The organism is Erwinia phyllosphaerae (assembly GCF_019132875.1).
GTDB lineage: Bacteria > Pseudomonadota > Gammaproteobacteria > Enterobacterales > Enterobacteriaceae > Erwinia > Erwinia phyllosphaerae.
On record NZ_JAHSPF010000011.1, the window covers coordinates 62247 to 78773 of the forward strand.

Below are 16527 nucleotides of genomic sequence, written 5' to 3' on the forward strand. Positions count from 1 at the left end.
TGGGTTTCTTTTGGCCAAAAGATAAAAAATCCTGTTGTTTTTGCGTCTGGAAAAGTAAAAAAATATGACAGAGCCAAAGCGCCTGTTTCATTTAAATTTCTGCCCACTATCAAATCTTTTTCCTGCGCGGCCAGCTGAATAATTCGGCTACAGTTAGTGGCTCAGGCACGTCTTTTTCATCCGGGAGAGCGAAGTTTTATGAGACAGTTTTTTATGCATCAGAAAAGCGATGTGGTCAGCGAAGCCATTGAAGGTACGCTGATCGCTAACCCTTATCACACCCTCAGCCTGCTTGATGCCGGGCCGGATATTCGGGTGGTGGTACGTAACGACTGGGATAAAAAGGAAGTCGCGCTGATTTCCGGCGGCGGCTCCGGCCATGAACCGGCGCACGTGGGCTTCGTCGGCAAAGGAATGCTTACCGCCGCCGTCTGCGGCGATATTTTTGCTTCGCCGAGCGTGGAGGCGGTGCTCAGCGCCATTATTAACGTTACGGGTGAAAAAGGCTGCCTGCTGATCGTTAAAAACTATACCGGCGACCGATTAAACTTCGGCCTGGCGGCAGAAAAAGCCAAAAAGCTTGGCTTTAAGGTCGAGCTGGTAATGGTCACGGACGATATCGCGCTGCCGGACAACCCTCAGCCGCGTGGCATAGCGGGAACGGCGCTGGTGCATAAAGTTGCCGGACACGCCGCCGCCAGCGGTAAATCGCTGGAAGAGGTCGCCGCCATCGCCAGTGAAGCGATAGCCGCCACGGCCAGCATCGGTCTGGCCTTCAGCAGCTGCCACGTACCGGGAGAAAAACGGGACGAGCGCGTTAAAGAAGGGCAAAGCGAGCTGGGCATGGGCATTCACGGCGAGCCTGGCGTCACCACGCTAAAAACGCAGGACAGTCGTGAAATCGTTTCTCTGATGGTGGAAAAACTGGCTGAGCATAACCCGCAAAAGCAAAAGGTTGCGCTGTTAATCAACAACCTTGGCGGCTTCTCCGCGCTGGAGATGGCCGTGCTGACGCGTGAGGTTTTACACTCTTCGCTGAAGGAAAACGTTGAGTTGCTGATTGGGCCAGCCACGCTGGTAAGCGCGCTGGATATGAAGGGCTTTTCGCTTTCCACGCTGCGGCTGACCGACGAGCTGACACAGGCCCTCTTGTCGCCGGTAGAGGCGAGCGGCTGGCAGCCAGCGCTGAAGGTACAGGCGAGCAAATCAGTTAAGGGCAAGAGGGCCGAGCGCCAACAAACATTTAAACCGTCGGAAAATGCCCAGGCGGCCGCCGTGGTGGCCTGCATCTGCGGCACGCTGATTGAGCTGGAAAACGAGCTTAACCAGCTGGATGCCAAAGTCGGCGACGGCGATACCGGGTCAACTTTTGCCGCCGGGGCGAAAAAAATTCTGCAGGAGCTGGAGGCGAAAAAGCTGCCGCTAAACGAAACGGAAAGCCTGTTAACGCTAATCGGCGAAGAGCTGGCAATAGTGATGGGCGGCTCCAGCGGCGTGCTGATGTCGATTATGTTCACCTCTGCCGGGCAGAAGCTGGAAGAGGGCGAGAAGTTGGCCGCAGCGCTGAGCTATGGCCTGGAGCGCATGCAGCATTACGGCGGCGCGCGGCCTGGCGATCGCACTATGATTGATGCGCTCGACCCCGCTTTCAGCGAGCTGGCGGCCGGAAAAAGCCTCAATGACGCAGCCGCAGCGGCCAAAGAGGGCGCGGAAAAAACGGCGCAGATGGGTAAAGCAAATGCGGGGCGCTCTTCCTATCTGAATCAGGAGAGCCTGAACGGCGTGAAAGATCCGGGCGCTTACGCGGTTGAACAGGTTTTTGCCCGGCTGGCCGCACAGCGTTAAAAGCCTGTTGTTGTGAAAGCTGGCAGAGAAGGCATTCTGCCAGCCGCTAACGGCTGGCTATTCAAAACGCTATTTCCAGCCGCTAACGGCTGGCTATTCGGAACGCTATTTCCAGCCGTTAACGGCAGGCTATTCAGAACGCTATTTCCAGCCGTTAACGGCAGGCTTTTCAGAACGCTATTTCCAGCCGCTAACGGCAGGCTATTCAAAATGCTATGTCCAGCCGTTTACGGCTGGCTTTTCAAAACGCCAGCCGCATTATCCGTCGATTCAGACCGCCTCTTCCGTTGTCGACTCGCTGTCCAGCACCTGTTCAAACAACCGCAGGCGTTTATAAATGGAAAGCAAATCTACCAGCGTCGTCCAGGAGTAAACCAGATACTGGAAAGCGCCACGTACCTGCTCAAAAACGTTATTGATCTGCTGAAGCAGGCCAAAGGTAATCGCCGCGCTAACGATAGAGGGGAACAGGATCACCAGGCCAAACACCACATCAAGCTGCAAATAGAGGGAACGGGCAATATTAAAATAGAGATAGTGGAAATAGAGCCGAAAATAATTTTTGCGGATCAGACCAAACAGATTCTGCACCGTCGGCGGCGTAGCGCGCGCGGCGTCGTCCTCGCCATAGACCAGCTCCTTACGATAGGCTGCTTCCACGCGCTGATTGCGAAACGACAGGCCCGGCAATTTAATGCCCACCACAGCCAGCAAGCCGGTGCCGAGCAGCGACCAGACCACCACCGCAATAACCAGCGCATAAGGCAGGTTGCCCAATAGCGGAACATCCTTTACGTGAACGGATAGCCCAACCAGCACCGGCAAAAAGGCGATAAGCGTCATTACGGCATTAATCAGGCTAACCCCCATGTCTTCCAGCGTAGAGGCAAAGCGCATAGTGTCTTCCTGCACGCGCTGCGCGGCTCCTTCAATCCCTCGTAGCCGCGACCAGTGCGCCATATAGTACTGGTTCATGGCCGTGCGCCAGCGGAAAACGTAGTGGCTGATAAAAAACATATTCAGCACATCGAGCAGTACGGCAATCAGCGCAATACTGAGGAAACCGCCAAGCTGCTGGTAAAGCGTGGCGATTTGCACCGTATTGGGATGGGTTAATGCACGCTGAATCAGATCGTAAAATGGTTCATACCAGGCGTTGATAGCCACGTTCATCTGCACGGAAAACCAGGTCACAAAGATAATCAGCGCGGTTCCGGCTACCGACCAGCGCTGCCACGGATGTGGACTGAACCAGCGCCAGAATCCGGCAAACAGCGCAAAGGCCGCCAGATAATAAAGATAAAAAGCGATTTCCGAGGGGGCGATAAAACGCAGCGCGTTATTGGGTAAAGGTGCGGCGTGCGCAAAGAACGAAAAATGAGAAAACCAGCTTTTGCCGCCTTCAAACCACAGCAAAACAGCAAAAAGACACCAGATGGCGGCGCTGCTAAAAAACAGTGCGGGCCGGGGAAAAAAGGATTTAAACATAGCGACTCCAGAACGGTTACGTCCTCTTATAGCCCGACTGGATGTTAATGGTCTTGCTGAGATTGTATCCGCAGGTGTCGGTTTGTCTGATTTAGTAATAAAACAGCGGCTAAGGTTGGTTATGTATGACATCCGCCAGCCGTCCCGGCACAATACCCACTTAAGTTCTGTTTATCGGTTCGGCAAAATAAACTCTGAATATTATTTAAACGAGGCCGATAATCGGATAAGCGCCTTCAGGAGCTTTGGTTTTCCCGATCCGGTGACAGGCAACAGCGGCACGGGATAAGAAGGCGCGCTTCTACCGGCAGGGCTGTCTGTACAGGCTTATCGACAGGCCGGAGCCTTCTTTGGGACACTGTTCCCCAGGCGGAAAAATAATGAATAACAATGATGATGTAATGTACCGGCTGCTGGTGCAAAGCGTAGCGGGTTACGCCATTTATATGCTGACACCTGACGGAACCGTGGCTAACTGGAATACCGGTGCCGAACGGGCAAAAGGCTACGTGGCGCAAGAGATTGTCGGCAGAAATTTTAGCTGCTTTTACAGCGAGGAAGAGCAAGACAAAGGTGTGCCACAGCGCAACCTTGCCAGTGCCCGCAAAATCGGCCGTTATGAAACGGAAGGCTGGCGCTATCGTAAAGACGGCAGCGCGTTTTGGGCACACGTGGTTATCGACGCTATTGTCGATAACGGCGAACTGATTGGCTTCGCTAAAATTACCCGCGACTGTACCGAACAGCAGGCCCAGCTTGCCGAACAGCGCGCGCAGGAACAGAAATTCCGGCTGCTGGTCGAAGGCGTGACCGATTACGCCATCTACATGCTCGACCAGGATGGCTACGTAGTGAACTGGAACGAAGGCGCGCGGCGCTCCAAAGGCTACACGGCCGAGGAAATTGTCGGCAAACACTTCTCCTGTTTCTACAGCACGCAGGACAGGCTGGCGAAACTGCCGGAAACCAATCTGAAAACCGCCTATCGCACCGGTCGCTTTGAAGAGCAGGGCTGGCGCTATCGCAAAGACGGCACTTCCTTCTGGGCGCACGTGGTGATTGATGCTGTTTATGACGATGACGGCAAGCTGATTGGCTATGCCAAAATTACCCGCGACTGTACCGAACAACAGCGCACGCTGCGCGAACAGCGTGAAAGAGAACAGGTTTTCCGGCTACTGGTAGAAGGCGTAACCGATTACGCTATCTACATGCTCGATCCTAAAGGGCATGTTGTTAACTGGAACGCCGGAGCGCATCGCGCCAAAGGCTATACCGCTGATGAAATCGTCGGCAAACACTTCTCCTGTTTCTATAGCGCCCAGGATCGGCTGGCCTGCTTACCGGATAACAACCTCTCTATTGCCAAAACCGTTGGGCGCTTCGAAGACCAGGGCTGGCGCTATCGTAAAGACGGCAGCGCTTTTTGGGGACATGTGGTGATTGAGGCAATTTATAATGACGAAGGCAATCTGCTGGGCTTCGCCAAAATTACCCGTGACTGCACCGAACTGCGCGAATATGAGCAGCAAATTTTGCGGGCGAAAGATCTGGCCGAGCAGAACAGCGCGCGCATGGCTTCGCTGTCGAAATTTCTGGACACCATCATCGCTAATATTCCTTCGTGCGTGATAGTAGAAGACGTGGTGTCGCGTGAAGTCCTGCTGCTGAACAGCAAAGCGGAACAGCTGCTGGGCGTCAAGACCAAAGAGATTACCGGCAAAAAGCTGGACAGCTTTATGCCTTCGGAACTGAGCAGCTATTTTTCTCAGCTGGCAACCGCCGCGCAGCGTAACGAAGGCCTGCATAAAAACGAGCAGCTGCTGCGAACCCGTGGCGGCGAGCGAATTATTAACGCTTCGGCCTCCATCATTAACGGTAACGACGCGCGTAACAGCTACGTGCTGCTGATTGCTGACGACGTGACCGATCAGCGTGCGGCGGATGCGCGTATTCATCATATGGCGCATCACGACAATCTCACCAGCCTGCCAAACCGCGTGCTGTTTAGCCAGCGGCTAAATGAAGCGCTGCGTAAGGATTTTGACGCCGGCAAACAGACGGCGGCGCTCTGCCTGGATCTGGATAATTTTAAAAATGTGAATGACGCGCTGGGCCATCAGGTTGGCGACGATCTGCTGCGCGCCGTTGCCAGCCGTCTGCGTAGCGTACTGCGCGAGCAGGATACGCTGGCGCGTAACGGCGGCGATGAGTTTTCCATCGTGCTGCCGGGCCTGACGCAGGTGGAAGAGGCCGAGGCGGTAGCGAGCCGGCTGATTGACGCGATCCGTCCCATTTTCAACGTGGACGGACATAATCTGACCGTAGGGCTGAGCATTGGTATCTCTCTGGCGTCGGCTGGCCTGACCACGCCAGACGAGCTGCTGCGCTGCGCCGATATGGCGCTGTATGAAGCCAAGCGCAACGGGCGCAATCGTTTTGAACACTTCTCCAGCGAAATGGGCGAGGCCGCCAGCAAACGGCGCATGATTGAAAACGACCTGCGTGAAGCGATGACCCATCGGCATCTTAAGCTTTATTATCAGCCGATTACCGATGGCGAAGGCCAGAAAATTATCAGCTATGAGGCGCTGATGCGCTGGCATCACCCCCGCCAGGGTTTGATTATGCCGCTGGACTTTATTCCCGTGGCGGAAGAGACCGGGCTGATCCATTCACTCGGCGCGTTTGCACTGCACGAAGCCTGTCGCGAAGCGGTGAAATGGCCGGAAGATCAGAGCGTGGCGGTCAACCTGTCGCCGCTCCAGTTTAAAAACAGCTCGCTGGTGTCGGTGGTCGAAGCGGCGTTAACAGATTCCGGGCTGGCACCTTACCGGCTGGAAGTGGAAATAACCGAATCGGTCTTGCTGGATAACACGCTGGTCAATATACGCATTCTGCAAAAGCTGAAGAAGCTGGGTGTGCGTATCGCGCTGGATGATTTCGGCACCGGCTACTCTTCACTCAGCTATTTACGCTCTTTTCCGTTTGATAAAATCAAAATCGATAAGTCGTTTATTAACGATATGAAAGATAGCCGCGAGGCGCTGGCAATAATTCGCGCCATTACCGGCATGAGCCGCAGCCTGGATATTCAAATTACGGCGGAAGGCGTAGAAAACAGTGAGCAGTTTGAACAGCTGAAAATAGAGGGCTGTACGCTGTTCCAGGGCTACTATTTTGGCCGCCCACAGCCGTCGGAAACGCGCCTGAAGCTGTTCAACTCAACGGAGAAGCTGGCAGGAGAAAACCACTCATCTTCCCCACGTAAGTAAACGATAATTAAGCAAATTATCAACACCAACGGGCGGGGAAAGACTGCCGCCTGCTGGTGTTTACCCCATTCAGCCGTATACACCCTTCCTTTCCGTACATGATTAAAATCGCCACGCCACGCCACGCCACGCCACGCCATGTCACGCCAGGTCAGATCAGATCAGGTCAGATCAGGTCAGAAGCACGTCAGGTCAGAGGCAAGCAAAGCCAGAAGCACGCCACGCCAGAAGCCAGGCCTTGCGCCGCCTGCGGGCTGCATAAATTGTTTTTCAGCTATGGATAAGCGATTCTCAGTGCGTCCTGAATGTTAATAAAATTGTGCGATTTTGTTTATTTGATCTAAATTTTTGCAGCTATACCTGTTAAAATGCACGTTTTGTTACCGGTAACATTGATACAAATCACGCCAGCCCTCGATTTTTATAAAAAAACAGGTTAACGGGGCATAAATCGCAAATTCTTATTAGCTGTTGTACCAGGCAATTTTTGATAAAGGCAATGACATGTCGGAAGAAACCATCAGAAACTCCCGCCGGGATTTTCTGCTAAAAACTATTACGCTCGCGCCCGCTGTCGCCATCGGCAGTACCGGCCTTGGCGCTTTAACTGCACCTACACCCGCCGCCGCCGCGCCTGAACCCGCAGGCCCGCAAAAGGCACGGGACTATCAGCCCACCTGGTTCACGCCGGAAGAATACGCTTTGGTAAAAGCGGCCGTGGCGCGCCTGATCCCCGCTGACGATCGCGGCCCTGGCGCACTGGAAGCTGGCGTGCCGGAATATATCGATCGCCAGATGAATACGCCGTACGCCACGGGCGCAAACTGGTATATGCAGGGTCCTTTTCACCCGGATGCGGATAAAGAGCTGGGGTACCAGTATCCGCTAATCCCGCGCGATATCTATCGCCTGGGCCTGGCCGACGCGGATGCCTTTGCGAAAGCGCAGCATGGCAAAGTGTTTGCTGAGCTAAACCACGACCAGCAGGATGCGCTGCTACAGGCGTTTGAAGCCGGGAAAGCGGAGTTTAAACAGGTGCCGGCGAAGGTTTTCTTCTCTTTCCTGTTACAAAATACTCGCGAAGGTTTCTTCAGCGATCCGATTCACGGCGGCAATCAGGGCATGGTCGGCTGGAAGCTGATTGGCTTCCCTGGCGCACGCGCCGATTTTATGGACTGGGTTGAACGTGGCGAGCGCTATCCGTTTCCTCCGGTATCAATTCGTGGGGAAAGAGCGTAATGGCAAACCAGATGAAAAAAGTAGATGCGGTGATCGTCGGCTTCGGCTGGGCGGGATCGATTATGGCGAAAGAGCTGACCGAAGCGGGTTTAAACGTGGTAGCGCTGGAGCGCGGCCCGCATCGTGATACCTATCCTGACGGTGCCTATCCGCAGGTAATTGACGAGCTTACCTATAACATCCGTAAAAAGCTGTTCCAGGATCTGTCCAAAAGCACCGTAACCATTCGCCATAATTCGGCGCAAACCGCGCAGCCTTACCGCCAGCTTGCCGCGTTTTTACCCGGCACCGGTACCGGTGGCGCAGGTCTGCACTGGTCTGGCGTGCATTTCCGCGTCGACCCGATTGAGCTACGCATGCGCAGCCATTATGAAGAGCGCTACGGTAAAAAGTTTATTCCGGAAGGTATGACCATCCAGGATTTCGGCGTCACCTATGACGAGCTGGAACCGTTCTTTGATAAGGCGGAAAAAGTGTTCGGCACCTCCGGTTCCGAATGGAGCGTCAAAGGCAAAGTTATCGGTCAGGGCAAAGGCAACCCTTTTGCGCCCGATCGTTCCGATAAGTTCCCGCTACCAGCACAGAAGCGGACTTTCTCTGCGCAGCTGTTTGCACAGGCGGCGCAATCTATCGGTTTGCATCCTTACGATCTGCCGTCTGCTAACACCTCCGGCCCATACACCAACACCTATGGTGCGCAAATGGGGCCGTGTAATTTCTGCGGCTATTGCAGCGGCTACGCCTGCTACATGTATTCCAAAGCGTCACCGAACGTCAACGTGCTGCCGTCGCTGCGTCAGGAAGCTAAGTTTGAACTGCGCGAAAACGCTAACGTGCTGCGCGTTAATCTGACCGATGACAAGAAGCGCGCGACCGGCGTGACCTATGTTGATGCGCTGGGCCGTCAGATTGAGCAGCCAGCCGACCTGGTGATCCTGTCCGCCTTCCAGTTCCATAACGTGCACCTGATGCTGCTTTCCGGTATCGGTAAGCCTTACGACCCGGTGACTAACGAAGGTACCGTAGGCCGTAACTTCGCCTACCAGAACATCTCTACGATCAAAGCCTTCTTTGATAAAGACGTGTTTACCAATAACTTTATCGGCGCGGGCGGCGCGGGCGTGGGCGTCGATGACTTTAACGCCGACAACTTTGACCACGGGAAATACGGTTTTGTCGGTGGCTCACCAATGTGGGTAAACCAGGCGGGCGTTAAGCCGATTTCAGGCCTGCCCACGCCTCCGGGCACGCCGACCTGGGGCAGCCAATGGAAAGCATCGGTGGCTGATCACTATACGCATCACGTCTCTATGGATGCGCACGGCGCGCACCAGTCCTATCGCAATAACTATCTGGATCTGGATCCGAACTACAAGGATGCTTTCGGCCAGCCGCTGCTGCGTATGACTTTTGACTGGCAGGAAAACGACATCAAGATGTCGCAGTTTATGCATGGACAGATGCACAAAATCGCTGAGGCAATGAATCCGAAGCTGATCAGCGGCGCGCCGAAAATGCCGGGCACGCATTTCGACACCACCGTTTATCAGACGACGCATATGAACGGCGGCGCGATCATGGGCGAAGATCCGAAAACCAGCGCGATTAACCGCTATCTGCAAAGCTGGGATGTGCCTAACGTGTTTGTTCCGGGCGCTTCCGCCTTCCCGCAGGGGCTGGGCTACAACCCAACCGGCATGGTGGCGGCGCTGACCTATTGGTCAGCCAAAGCGATTCGTGAACAGTACCTGAAGAACCCGGGTCCGTTGGTGCAGGCTTAAGGATAACCATGATGAAAATGCTGATCCCGGCTTTGCTGCTGGGTATGACAACTTTTGCCGCTGCGGCGGCAGAAGACAATAGTGCCGATCTGATTAAGCGCGGCGAATATCTGGCGCGCGCCGGTGACTGCGTAGCCTGCCACACGAAAATGGGCGGAGAAACTTTTGCTGGCGGCCTGTCGATGGCGACGCCGATTGGCAATATCTATTCGACCAATATTACGCCGGACAAGAAAACCGGCATCGGCGACTACACCTATGACGACTTTCAGAAAGCGGTACGTCACGGCATAGCGAAGAATGGCGATACGCTCTATCCGGCGATGCCTTATCCTTCTTACGCCGTCGTCAGCGATGAAGATATGCACGCGCTGTACGCCTACTTTATGCACGGCGTAAAACCGGTTGAGGCCGCTAACCATAAAAGCGATATTCCGTGGCCGCTGTCGATGCGCTGGCCGTTATCGATCTGGCGCGGCCTGTTTGCACCGGATGTAAAAGCTTTCCAGCCGATGAAAGGCCAGGATGCGGTGCTGGCTCGGGGTCAGTATCTGGTGGAAGGACTGGGGCACTGCGGCGCATGCCACACGCCACGCAGCTTTACCATGCAGGAAAAAGCGCTTAACGACAGTGAAGGCAGCAGCTATCTTTCCGGCAGCGCTACTCCCATTGACGGCTTTACCGCTAACAATCTGCGCGGCGATAACCGGGATGGGCTGGGTCGCTGGAGCGAAGATGAGCTGACGCAGTTTCTGCGCTACGGCCGCAATGACCATACCGCTGTGTTTGGCGGCATGACTGAAGTGGTGCAGCATAGCCTGCAACATTTAAGCGATGAAGATATCACTGCTATTGCGCACTATCTGAAATCGCTGGGGGCAAAAGATCCAAACCAGATTGGCTTCACGCCGGACGATACGGTGGCGAAAGCGCTGTGGAAAGGCGATGACAGCAAGGCTGGCGCGGCGCTCTATGTCGACAGCTGCGGAGCCTGCCACCGAACGGACGGCAAGGGCTATAAGCGCGCCTTCCCACAGCTCAGCGGTAATGCCGTCGTGCTGGCTGAGGATCCGACCTCGCTTATCCACATTGTTCTGAGTGGAGCAACGCTGCCAGGCGTGAAGGGCGCACCTTCTGCTATTACCATGCCCGCTTTCGGCTGGCGGTTGAACGACCAGCAGGTTGCCGATGTGGTGAACTTTATTCGTACCAGCTGGGGCAATACGGCGAAAAACCAGGTCAGCGCCAGCGACGTGGCGAAAGTGCGTAAAAACGATGCTGAGCAGCAGGGTAGCGTGGATATTGAGAAGCTGACCGAGGTGAAATAACCTTTACAGGCAGCTAAGCACGCTAAAATGTTAAACGGCCGGTTTCCCGGCCGTTTTTTTATGTGATTAAAACTAATTTTTAAAATGCTTTCCTTATGAGAAAGTGACGCAGTGAAAGTTTGTTTGTGTATAGCCTATAAACATCGGTTATTTTTACAGTATCAATTTTTAATTACGCAAGGGAATAGTTCCCGGGTGTTGGCATTAAGCTAAAAGTAAAGCAAAGGCAGTATCGTAGTAGTTATGACATTATAGTAAGCAATAACTCGCTATTTATAATACCGTATAAACCCCTCTTGAATTATTCTTTGCAAAGTGTTATCTGACACGGCTGACTATTAATTAATATCTGGAGTAAGAATGAAAATTGTTGTCACGGATAAGCCATCGGTTCAGGATGAAGAGTTTGTTATTGCTGGTTTATGGAAACACAACAGCCAGTTCGATGAAGTCGATATTAAGCCGCTTTTTCTTACGCTGCGCGATGAGCAAAACCATATTCTCGGCGGCCTGGTCGCCAGAACCTGGTGGCAAGGTTTAGAAGTACAGTATCTGTGGGTGGGTGAAGCCGCGCGCGGCCTGGGGAAAGGGCGGGAACTCATGCTCAAAGCAGAAGAAGTAGCAAAAGAGCGCGGCTGTCAGATGGCCTATGTAGATACGTTCGATTTCCAGGCCAGAGGCTTTTACGAGAAGCTGGGCTACAGCGTCTACGGCAGCCTTGGGGGATATCTGGGCAAGCACACGCGGTTTTATTTGCACAAGTCGTTCTCATAAAAGGGAAAAGGTATGCCGCAGGCCAGCGAGAAATACAGACATTTTAATAGCTTCATCGCCACGATGGAGCATCTGAATGAGCCGTGGGGCATCAAAGACCTTGATTCAAGACATATTTATATGAACAAGGCCGCCTTTTTATATACCAATACGCCTTCTTCTTTTGCTGTTGAAGGCGCGTTCGACCATGAGTTTCCGGCCAGCTGGGCAGAGTGCGCGGAAGATCTACAGGAACACGATCGCCGGACGGAAGAGAGCCAGCAAAGGGTAGCGGTCATTGAAACGCATTACTGGTACGGCAGAGAAACCCTTTCGCCTTTTATCAGTGAAAAACTGCCGGTATTTGACGAACGAGGAAACTGTATTGGCACGGTCTGGAGCGCCAAACCGCTGGACACGCTGACGCCATTAAAGTTTATTAATCAGAAAAAGCCTGGGGTGCTGACAACCGTTACGGATAATAAATCATTTACTAAATCCGAGCTGGATATTATCTTTCTGATGCTGCAACGCTATACGGCGAAAGAGATCGCTAATATTTATAACGCCAGCGTCAAAACCATTGAAAACCGGGTTTATACGATATATCAAAAAGCCGATGTGCATTCCCTGAAGCAGTTTGAAGAATATTGTATCGCTCATAACCTGGAAAACTATATCCCTGTCCGTCTTATTAAGAAAGGGATTCACTTTATTTAATACGGAATAGCCAACCATGCAAATCAACGATTTTCCGCTTGAGCGCGTGCCGGAAAGCAGTCGAGTCTCTTTTTTTAGCGTCGCTATTGTGCATATGGGCATGCTGACCGCGCTCGACCAGTTTATGCTGGGTGCCGTACTGGGCGACAGCATGACCTTGTCGGCGGCGCTAACCGCTATTCTGGTGGGCAGCTTATTGTTTGGCCTGATTACCTTTGGGTTTGGCTATATCGGCATGAAAGAGGGGCTGTCAGGCAGCCTGCTGGCACGCTGGTGCGGGTTTGGCCGTACGGGGTCAGCGCTGATTGGCGTCGTGGTGGCAATTAGCCTGCTGGGCTGGTTCGGCATTCAGAACGCCATCTTTGCCAAATCTTTAAGTACGGCGTTTTCCAGCGTTCTGAGCTTTCAAACGGCAGCAACGATTTCCGGCTTGTTTCTGACGACGCTGGTGGCTTTTGGTTTTAAAGCGCTGCGCTTTACGGCACGGATAGCGGTGCCGGTATTTGTTGCGCTGATCGCCTGGATATCCTGGCAGACGCTCGCCACCGATCACGTACACGCGCTGGCGGTTGTCACGCCGGGTAAAGAAATGCTGTCGGTCAATGCAGGTATTACCCTGGTGGTGGGCGGCGCTATCCTTGCCAGCCTGATGACGCCGGATCTCACGCGCTATTCCAGAAAGGGTAGCCATGTTTTTGGCGTGACGCTGGCAACGATTATCCTGGGCGAATTTATTATCAACGGGCTGGCCATTTTTATCGCCCGTAAACTGAATACCGGCGATGTGATGTCGATTATCACGCTGGCCTCCGGCACGGCAGGCCTGTTTGCGGTGATTTTCTCTACGCTCAGGGTTAACGATCTTAACCTCTACTCGTCGGCGCTGGGCATTATCAACGCGGTGGAAAGCCTGAGCGGCATAAAGCTAAAGTATCGTCACGTAACGCTGCTGCTCGGCGTGCTCGGCACCACGCTGTCGGTGCTGGGCATTCTGGATCACTTTGTGGATTTCCTGAACCTGCTGGGGGTAATCGTGCCGCCAGCGCTGGGCGTGATGCTGACGGAGTACTTTTGGCTGAAGAAGTACAGCCTGCCGTTACGGCTTGACCGACACGATGGCCGCCTGCCGGAAGAAACTATTTTTACCGGCTGGCCAGCTATTATCGCCACGCTACTGGGCGGCTATGTCGGGCTGAATGTGTTGTGGGGCGTTTCTACTATCAACTCTTTTATCGTGGCCTGCGTCGGTTATGTGGTGCTGGAAACGCTGGCGGAAAAGGTTATTTTTCGTCGGCCAAAAAAGGCCTGAGGCGGCGCGCAGGCTGCAAAATCTGACCTGGTTATAACGTCATCTCGCCAGCAGAAAGCTTAAACGCCCTGACGATGTTACTGCATCCTCAGGGCGTATTTTATTGCACTATCTGCCTTAATCTTTCCAAAAAAATCAACAAGTATCATTCGCCTGCTACACTTTCCTCGATGTTTGTTTTTCAACTTCAACCTCAAATCAGGGAGATGTTATGCAACTTTCGCCTTATTTGTACTTTTCAGGAAACTGTGAAGAGGCTATCGCTTTTTACCTGCAGGCAACGGGTGGACGGCTGAGCGTTAAAATGACCTGGGGCGACGTGTCTGCTGAGAAAAAACAGCAGCCGCAGAAGCAGAACAGCCCGAGCGCAGAACAGCCTGCCGACGATAAGATTATGCACGCGCTGTTGCATATCGGCGATGGCGAACTGCAGATGAGCGACAGCGTCGAAGCGGTTAACTACAGCGGCTTTGCCGTCAGCCTTTCCAGTGACGATCCTGCTGAAGGCAAGCGCTGGTTCGATAACCTGGCCGCCGGTGGCAAGGTGACGCTGGCGTGGGAAGAAACCTTCTGGGCAGCCGGTTTTGGTACGTTAATCGATAAATTTGGCGTGCCGTGGCGCATCAACGTCAATAAACCGTCTACGGACTGATTTTTAGTTCTGCCAGCGCAGTCAGCAGCGCGTCAACTTTTGGCATCAGCTGCTTTCTGCGCGGCCAGACCACATACAGCGGCAGGCCATCTACCGCCAGTTCTGGCAGAATCGGTACCAGCGCGCCGCTGGCCAGCGCTTTGTCTAACAGCCAGGTTGCCATCTGCGCCACGCCCAGCCCGGCCACCACGGCGGAAACCTGGGCTTCACCTTCCCCCAGCGCCATACGGTAGGACATTGTTCTGGTTACGGTGCGCCCGTCCGGCGAAACGATATGCCACGGACCGGTACTGCCGTCCACGCGATCATAAACAATAGCGCGTCTTTCGGTCAGCTCCTGTAAGGAGGCTGGCGTCCCGTGCTGCCGTAGGTAGTCAGGCGACGCGCAGAAGATTAGCCGCTCATTGCCCAAAAAGCGAAAGCCCAGCGAGGGCGGAAAGTTTGTAGATCCGCCAATGCGTATAGCGATATCAACCCCTTCCTCGAACAGATCGACAAAGCGATCGGAAAACGCCAGGCTGATTTGCATCTCCGGATTTTGCAGGCAAAACTGGTTGATTAAAGGCATCACCTGCAGGCGGCCAAACGTATTGGGTACGGCAATACGCAGCCGGCCAACGGGGATCGAGCGCTGTGCGGCCAGTACCGATTCCGCTTCCGCCAGCTCGCCAAGCACGCGGGTGCAGGTTTCATAAAACGCCTGTCCGGCATCGGTCAGCGCCAGGCGGCGCGTAGTACGCTCGAACAGCCGTGACCCCAATCGTTCTTCAAGCCTCGCCACGCTCTTACTGATGGCTGAACTGGTTAGATGAAGATACTCGGCAGCGGCGGTAAAGCTCCCGTGCTCCACGCTGGCAACAAAAGGGGCAATGTCTTTCAGGCGATCGCGGTTAGCCATGATTGATGACTCATTTTCTTAAATAGTATGAATTTATACCTGAGATGAGATTTTAATTCTCTATTAAGCTTAGTGTCAGGTCTTATCAGGAGAGAATTATGCAACAACGTGCATTGATTGTTGGCGTCAGCGGCGTCATTGGTAGCGCGCTGGCAGAAAAGCTGCTTGGCGATGGCTGGGAAGTTTATGGTCTTTCTCGTGGACGGACTGCCGTACCGGCAGGCTGCACGTCGCTGACGGCCGATTTGACCGACAGCGAATCTGCTAAAAAAGCGCTGGCGGATATTAAGGTCGATAAAGTTTTTTTCAGCGTCTGGGCGCGCCAGGCAAATGAGAAAGAGAATATTCGCGTCAACGGTGCGATGGTGCGTAACGTGATTGAAGCGCTGGGCGATACGCTAAAAGGCGGCCATGTAGCGCTGGTCACCGGTCTGAAGCACTACCTTGGCCCGTTTGACGCCTATGGTAAAGGCGCGGTGCCGATGACGCCGTTCCGTGAAGAGCAGGGCCGTCAGCCGGTCGATAATTTCTACTATGCCCAGGAAGACGAAGTCTTCGCCGGGGCCGAAAAATATGGTTTCAGTTGGAGCGTACACCGTCCGCATACCATTATCGGCTTTGCGACCGGCAACGCGATGAATATGGGCCAGACGCTGGCCGTTTACGCCAGCCTGTGCAAACAGACCGGCCAGCCGTTTATCTTCCCTGGTTCCAAAACCCAGTGGGAAGGCGTTACGGATATGACCAGCGCAAGCGTGCTGGCGCAGCAGCTGGAGTGGGCAGCCACTACGCCCGCGGCGCAAAACGAAGACTATAACGTCGTGAACGGCGATGTGTTCCGCTGGAAGTGGATGTGGGGCGAAATCGCCAACTACTTCGGTATCGAAGCGGCACCTTTCCCTGGCGAAATGCAGCCGCTGGAAGGGCGAATGGATGCGGCGGCGGAGCAGTGGCAGGCTATAGCGCAGCAGTTCAACCTTAAAGAAGCCGATGTCAGCAAGCTGGCGTCCTGGTGGCATACCGACGCCGACCTTGGCCGCCCGATGGAGGTTATCACCGACATCAGCAAAAGCCGCAAGGGGGGCTTTACCGGCTATCAATGCACCCGCGATGCTTTTATCGCGCTGTTTGATAAGCTGAAGGCGGAACGCCTGATTCCGGCCTGATTAAGCGGCTCGAACTGCTGACCAGGCGGTCACGGCTGTTTGCAGAAGATGCCGCGCAAAACGCGCGGCATAA

12 protein-coding genes are annotated in these 16527 nt (G+C 54.0%); 10 read left to right on the forward strand and 2 right to left on the reverse strand.

Annotated features, from left to right (window positions below; all coding sequences use genetic code 11):
• Positions 1–198: 198 nt before the first annotated feature.
• Positions 199–1845 carry a dihydroxyacetone kinase subunit DhaK gene (locus tag KUE00_RS17765; RefSeq protein WP_246761326.1) on the forward strand — a complete coding sequence of 549 codons (1647 nt, stop codon included), beginning with the start codon at positions 199–201 and terminating at the stop codon, positions 1843–1845.
• A 270-nt stretch (positions 1846–2115) separates the two neighbouring features.
• Here KUE00_RS17765 and sbmA read toward each other — a convergent pair whose 3' ends face one another.
• Entirely contained in the window at positions 2116–3333 is a 1218-nt protein-coding gene (gene sbmA, locus KUE00_RS17770) for a peptide antibiotic transporter SbmA (RefSeq protein ID WP_246761327.1), read from the reverse strand.
• A gap of 380 nt (positions 3334–3713) precedes the next feature.
• Here sbmA and KUE00_RS17775 point away from each other — a divergent pair, with 380 nt between their 5' ends.
• The 8 genes from KUE00_RS17775 (at position 3714) to yjdN (ending at position 14390) form a co-directional block, all read left to right on the forward strand.
• Positions 3714–6608, forward strand: a complete 2895-nt coding sequence (locus KUE00_RS17775; protein WP_246761328.1) for a bifunctional diguanylate cyclase/phosphodiesterase — start codon at positions 3714–3716, stop codon at positions 6606–6608.
• Positions 6609–7112: 504 nt separating this feature from the next.
• Complete coding sequence (locus KUE00_RS17780; RefSeq protein WP_246761329.1) at positions 7113–7847, forward strand: gluconate 2-dehydrogenase subunit 3 family protein; 735 nt, start codon at positions 7113–7115, stop codon at positions 7845–7847.
• On the forward strand, positions 7847–9628 hold the full coding sequence (locus tag KUE00_RS17785) for a GMC family oxidoreductase (protein WP_246761330.1): 1782 nt from the start codon (positions 7847–7849) through the stop codon (positions 9626–9628). The genes KUE00_RS17780 and KUE00_RS17785 overlap by 1 nt, the downstream gene beginning before the upstream one ends.
• A gap of 11 nt (positions 9629–9639) precedes the next feature.
• Complete coding sequence (locus KUE00_RS17790) at positions 9640–10956, forward strand: c-type cytochrome (RefSeq protein ID WP_425523591.1); 1317 nt, start codon at positions 9640–9642, stop codon at positions 10954–10956.
• Positions 10957–11316: 360 nt separating this feature from the next.
• Positions 11317–11730, forward strand: a complete 414-nt coding sequence (locus tag KUE00_RS17795; protein ID WP_246761332.1) for a GNAT family N-acetyltransferase — start codon at positions 11317–11319, stop codon at positions 11728–11730.
• A 12-nt stretch (positions 11731–11742) separates the two neighbouring features.
• The gene (locus tag KUE00_RS17800; protein WP_246761333.1) at positions 11743–12429 is read left to right on the forward strand and encodes a helix-turn-helix transcriptional regulator; all 687 of its coding nucleotides are present in this window, start codon (positions 11743–11745) and stop codon (positions 12427–12429) included.
• 16 nt (positions 12430–12445) lie between these two features.
• Complete coding sequence (locus KUE00_RS17805; RefSeq protein WP_246761334.1) at positions 12446–13738, forward strand: cytosine permease; 1293 nt, start codon at positions 12446–12448, stop codon at positions 13736–13738.
• Positions 13739–13949: 211 nt separating this feature from the next.
• Entirely contained in the window at positions 13950–14390 is a 441-nt protein-coding gene (yjdN, locus tag KUE00_RS17810; RefSeq protein WP_246761335.1) for a VOC family metalloprotein YjdN, read from the forward strand.
• On the opposite strand, the gene KUE00_RS17815 is transcribed toward yjdN, so the two are convergent.
• Positions 14380–15288: a LysR family transcriptional regulator gene (locus tag KUE00_RS17815; RefSeq protein WP_281434665.1), complete on the reverse strand. Its 909-nt coding sequence runs from the start codon at positions 15286–15288 to the stop codon at positions 14380–14382. The genes yjdN and KUE00_RS17815 overlap by 11 nt on opposite strands.
• A gap of 98 nt (positions 15289–15386) precedes the next feature.
• Between KUE00_RS17815 and KUE00_RS17820 the strand changes: the two genes are divergently transcribed.
• Positions 15387–16454 carry an SDR family oxidoreductase gene (locus KUE00_RS17820; protein WP_246761336.1) on the forward strand — a complete coding sequence of 356 codons (1068 nt, stop codon included), beginning with the start codon at positions 15387–15389 and terminating at the stop codon, positions 16452–16454.
• Positions 16455–16527: the final 73 nt, after the last annotated feature.

What these genes read in the sequence shown, in the direction of transcription:
- KUE00_RS17765 (WP_246761326.1), top strand. Translation starts at nt 199, where the DNA reads ATGAGACAGTTTTTTATGCATCAGAAAAGCGATGTGGTCAGCGAAGCC.
- sbmA (WP_246761327.1), bottom strand. Translation starts at nt 3,333, where the DNA reads ATGTTTAAATCCTTTTTTCCCCGGCCCGCACTGTTTTTTAGCAGCGCC.
- KUE00_RS17775 (WP_246761328.1), top strand. Translation starts at nt 3,714, where the DNA reads ATGAATAACAATGATGATGTAATGTACCGGCTGCTGGTGCAAAGCGTA.
- KUE00_RS17780 (WP_246761329.1), top strand. Translation starts at nt 7,113, where the DNA reads ATGTCGGAAGAAACCATCAGAAACTCCCGCCGGGATTTTCTGCTAAAA.
- KUE00_RS17785 (WP_246761330.1), top strand. Translation starts at nt 7,847, where the DNA reads ATGGCAAACCAGATGAAAAAAGTAGATGCGGTGATCGTCGGCTTCGGC.
- KUE00_RS17790 (WP_425523591.1), top strand. Translation starts at nt 9,640, where the DNA reads ATGAAAATGCTGATCCCGGCTTTGCTGCTGGGTATGACAACTTTTGCC.
- KUE00_RS17795 (WP_246761332.1), top strand. Translation starts at nt 11,317, where the DNA reads ATGAAAATTGTTGTCACGGATAAGCCATCGGTTCAGGATGAAGAGTTT.
- KUE00_RS17800 (WP_246761333.1), top strand. Translation starts at nt 11,743, where the DNA reads ATGCCGCAGGCCAGCGAGAAATACAGACATTTTAATAGCTTCATCGCC.
- KUE00_RS17805 (WP_246761334.1), top strand. Translation starts at nt 12,446, where the DNA reads ATGCAAATCAACGATTTTCCGCTTGAGCGCGTGCCGGAAAGCAGTCGA.
- yjdN (WP_246761335.1), top strand. Translation starts at nt 13,950, where the DNA reads ATGCAACTTTCGCCTTATTTGTACTTTTCAGGAAACTGTGAAGAGGCT.
- KUE00_RS17815 (WP_281434665.1), bottom strand. Translation starts at nt 15,288, where the DNA reads ATGGCTAACCGCGATCGCCTGAAAGACATTGCCCCTTTTGTTGCCAGC.
- KUE00_RS17820 (WP_246761336.1), top strand. Translation starts at nt 15,387, where the DNA reads ATGCAACAACGTGCATTGATTGTTGGCGTCAGCGGCGTCATTGGTAGC.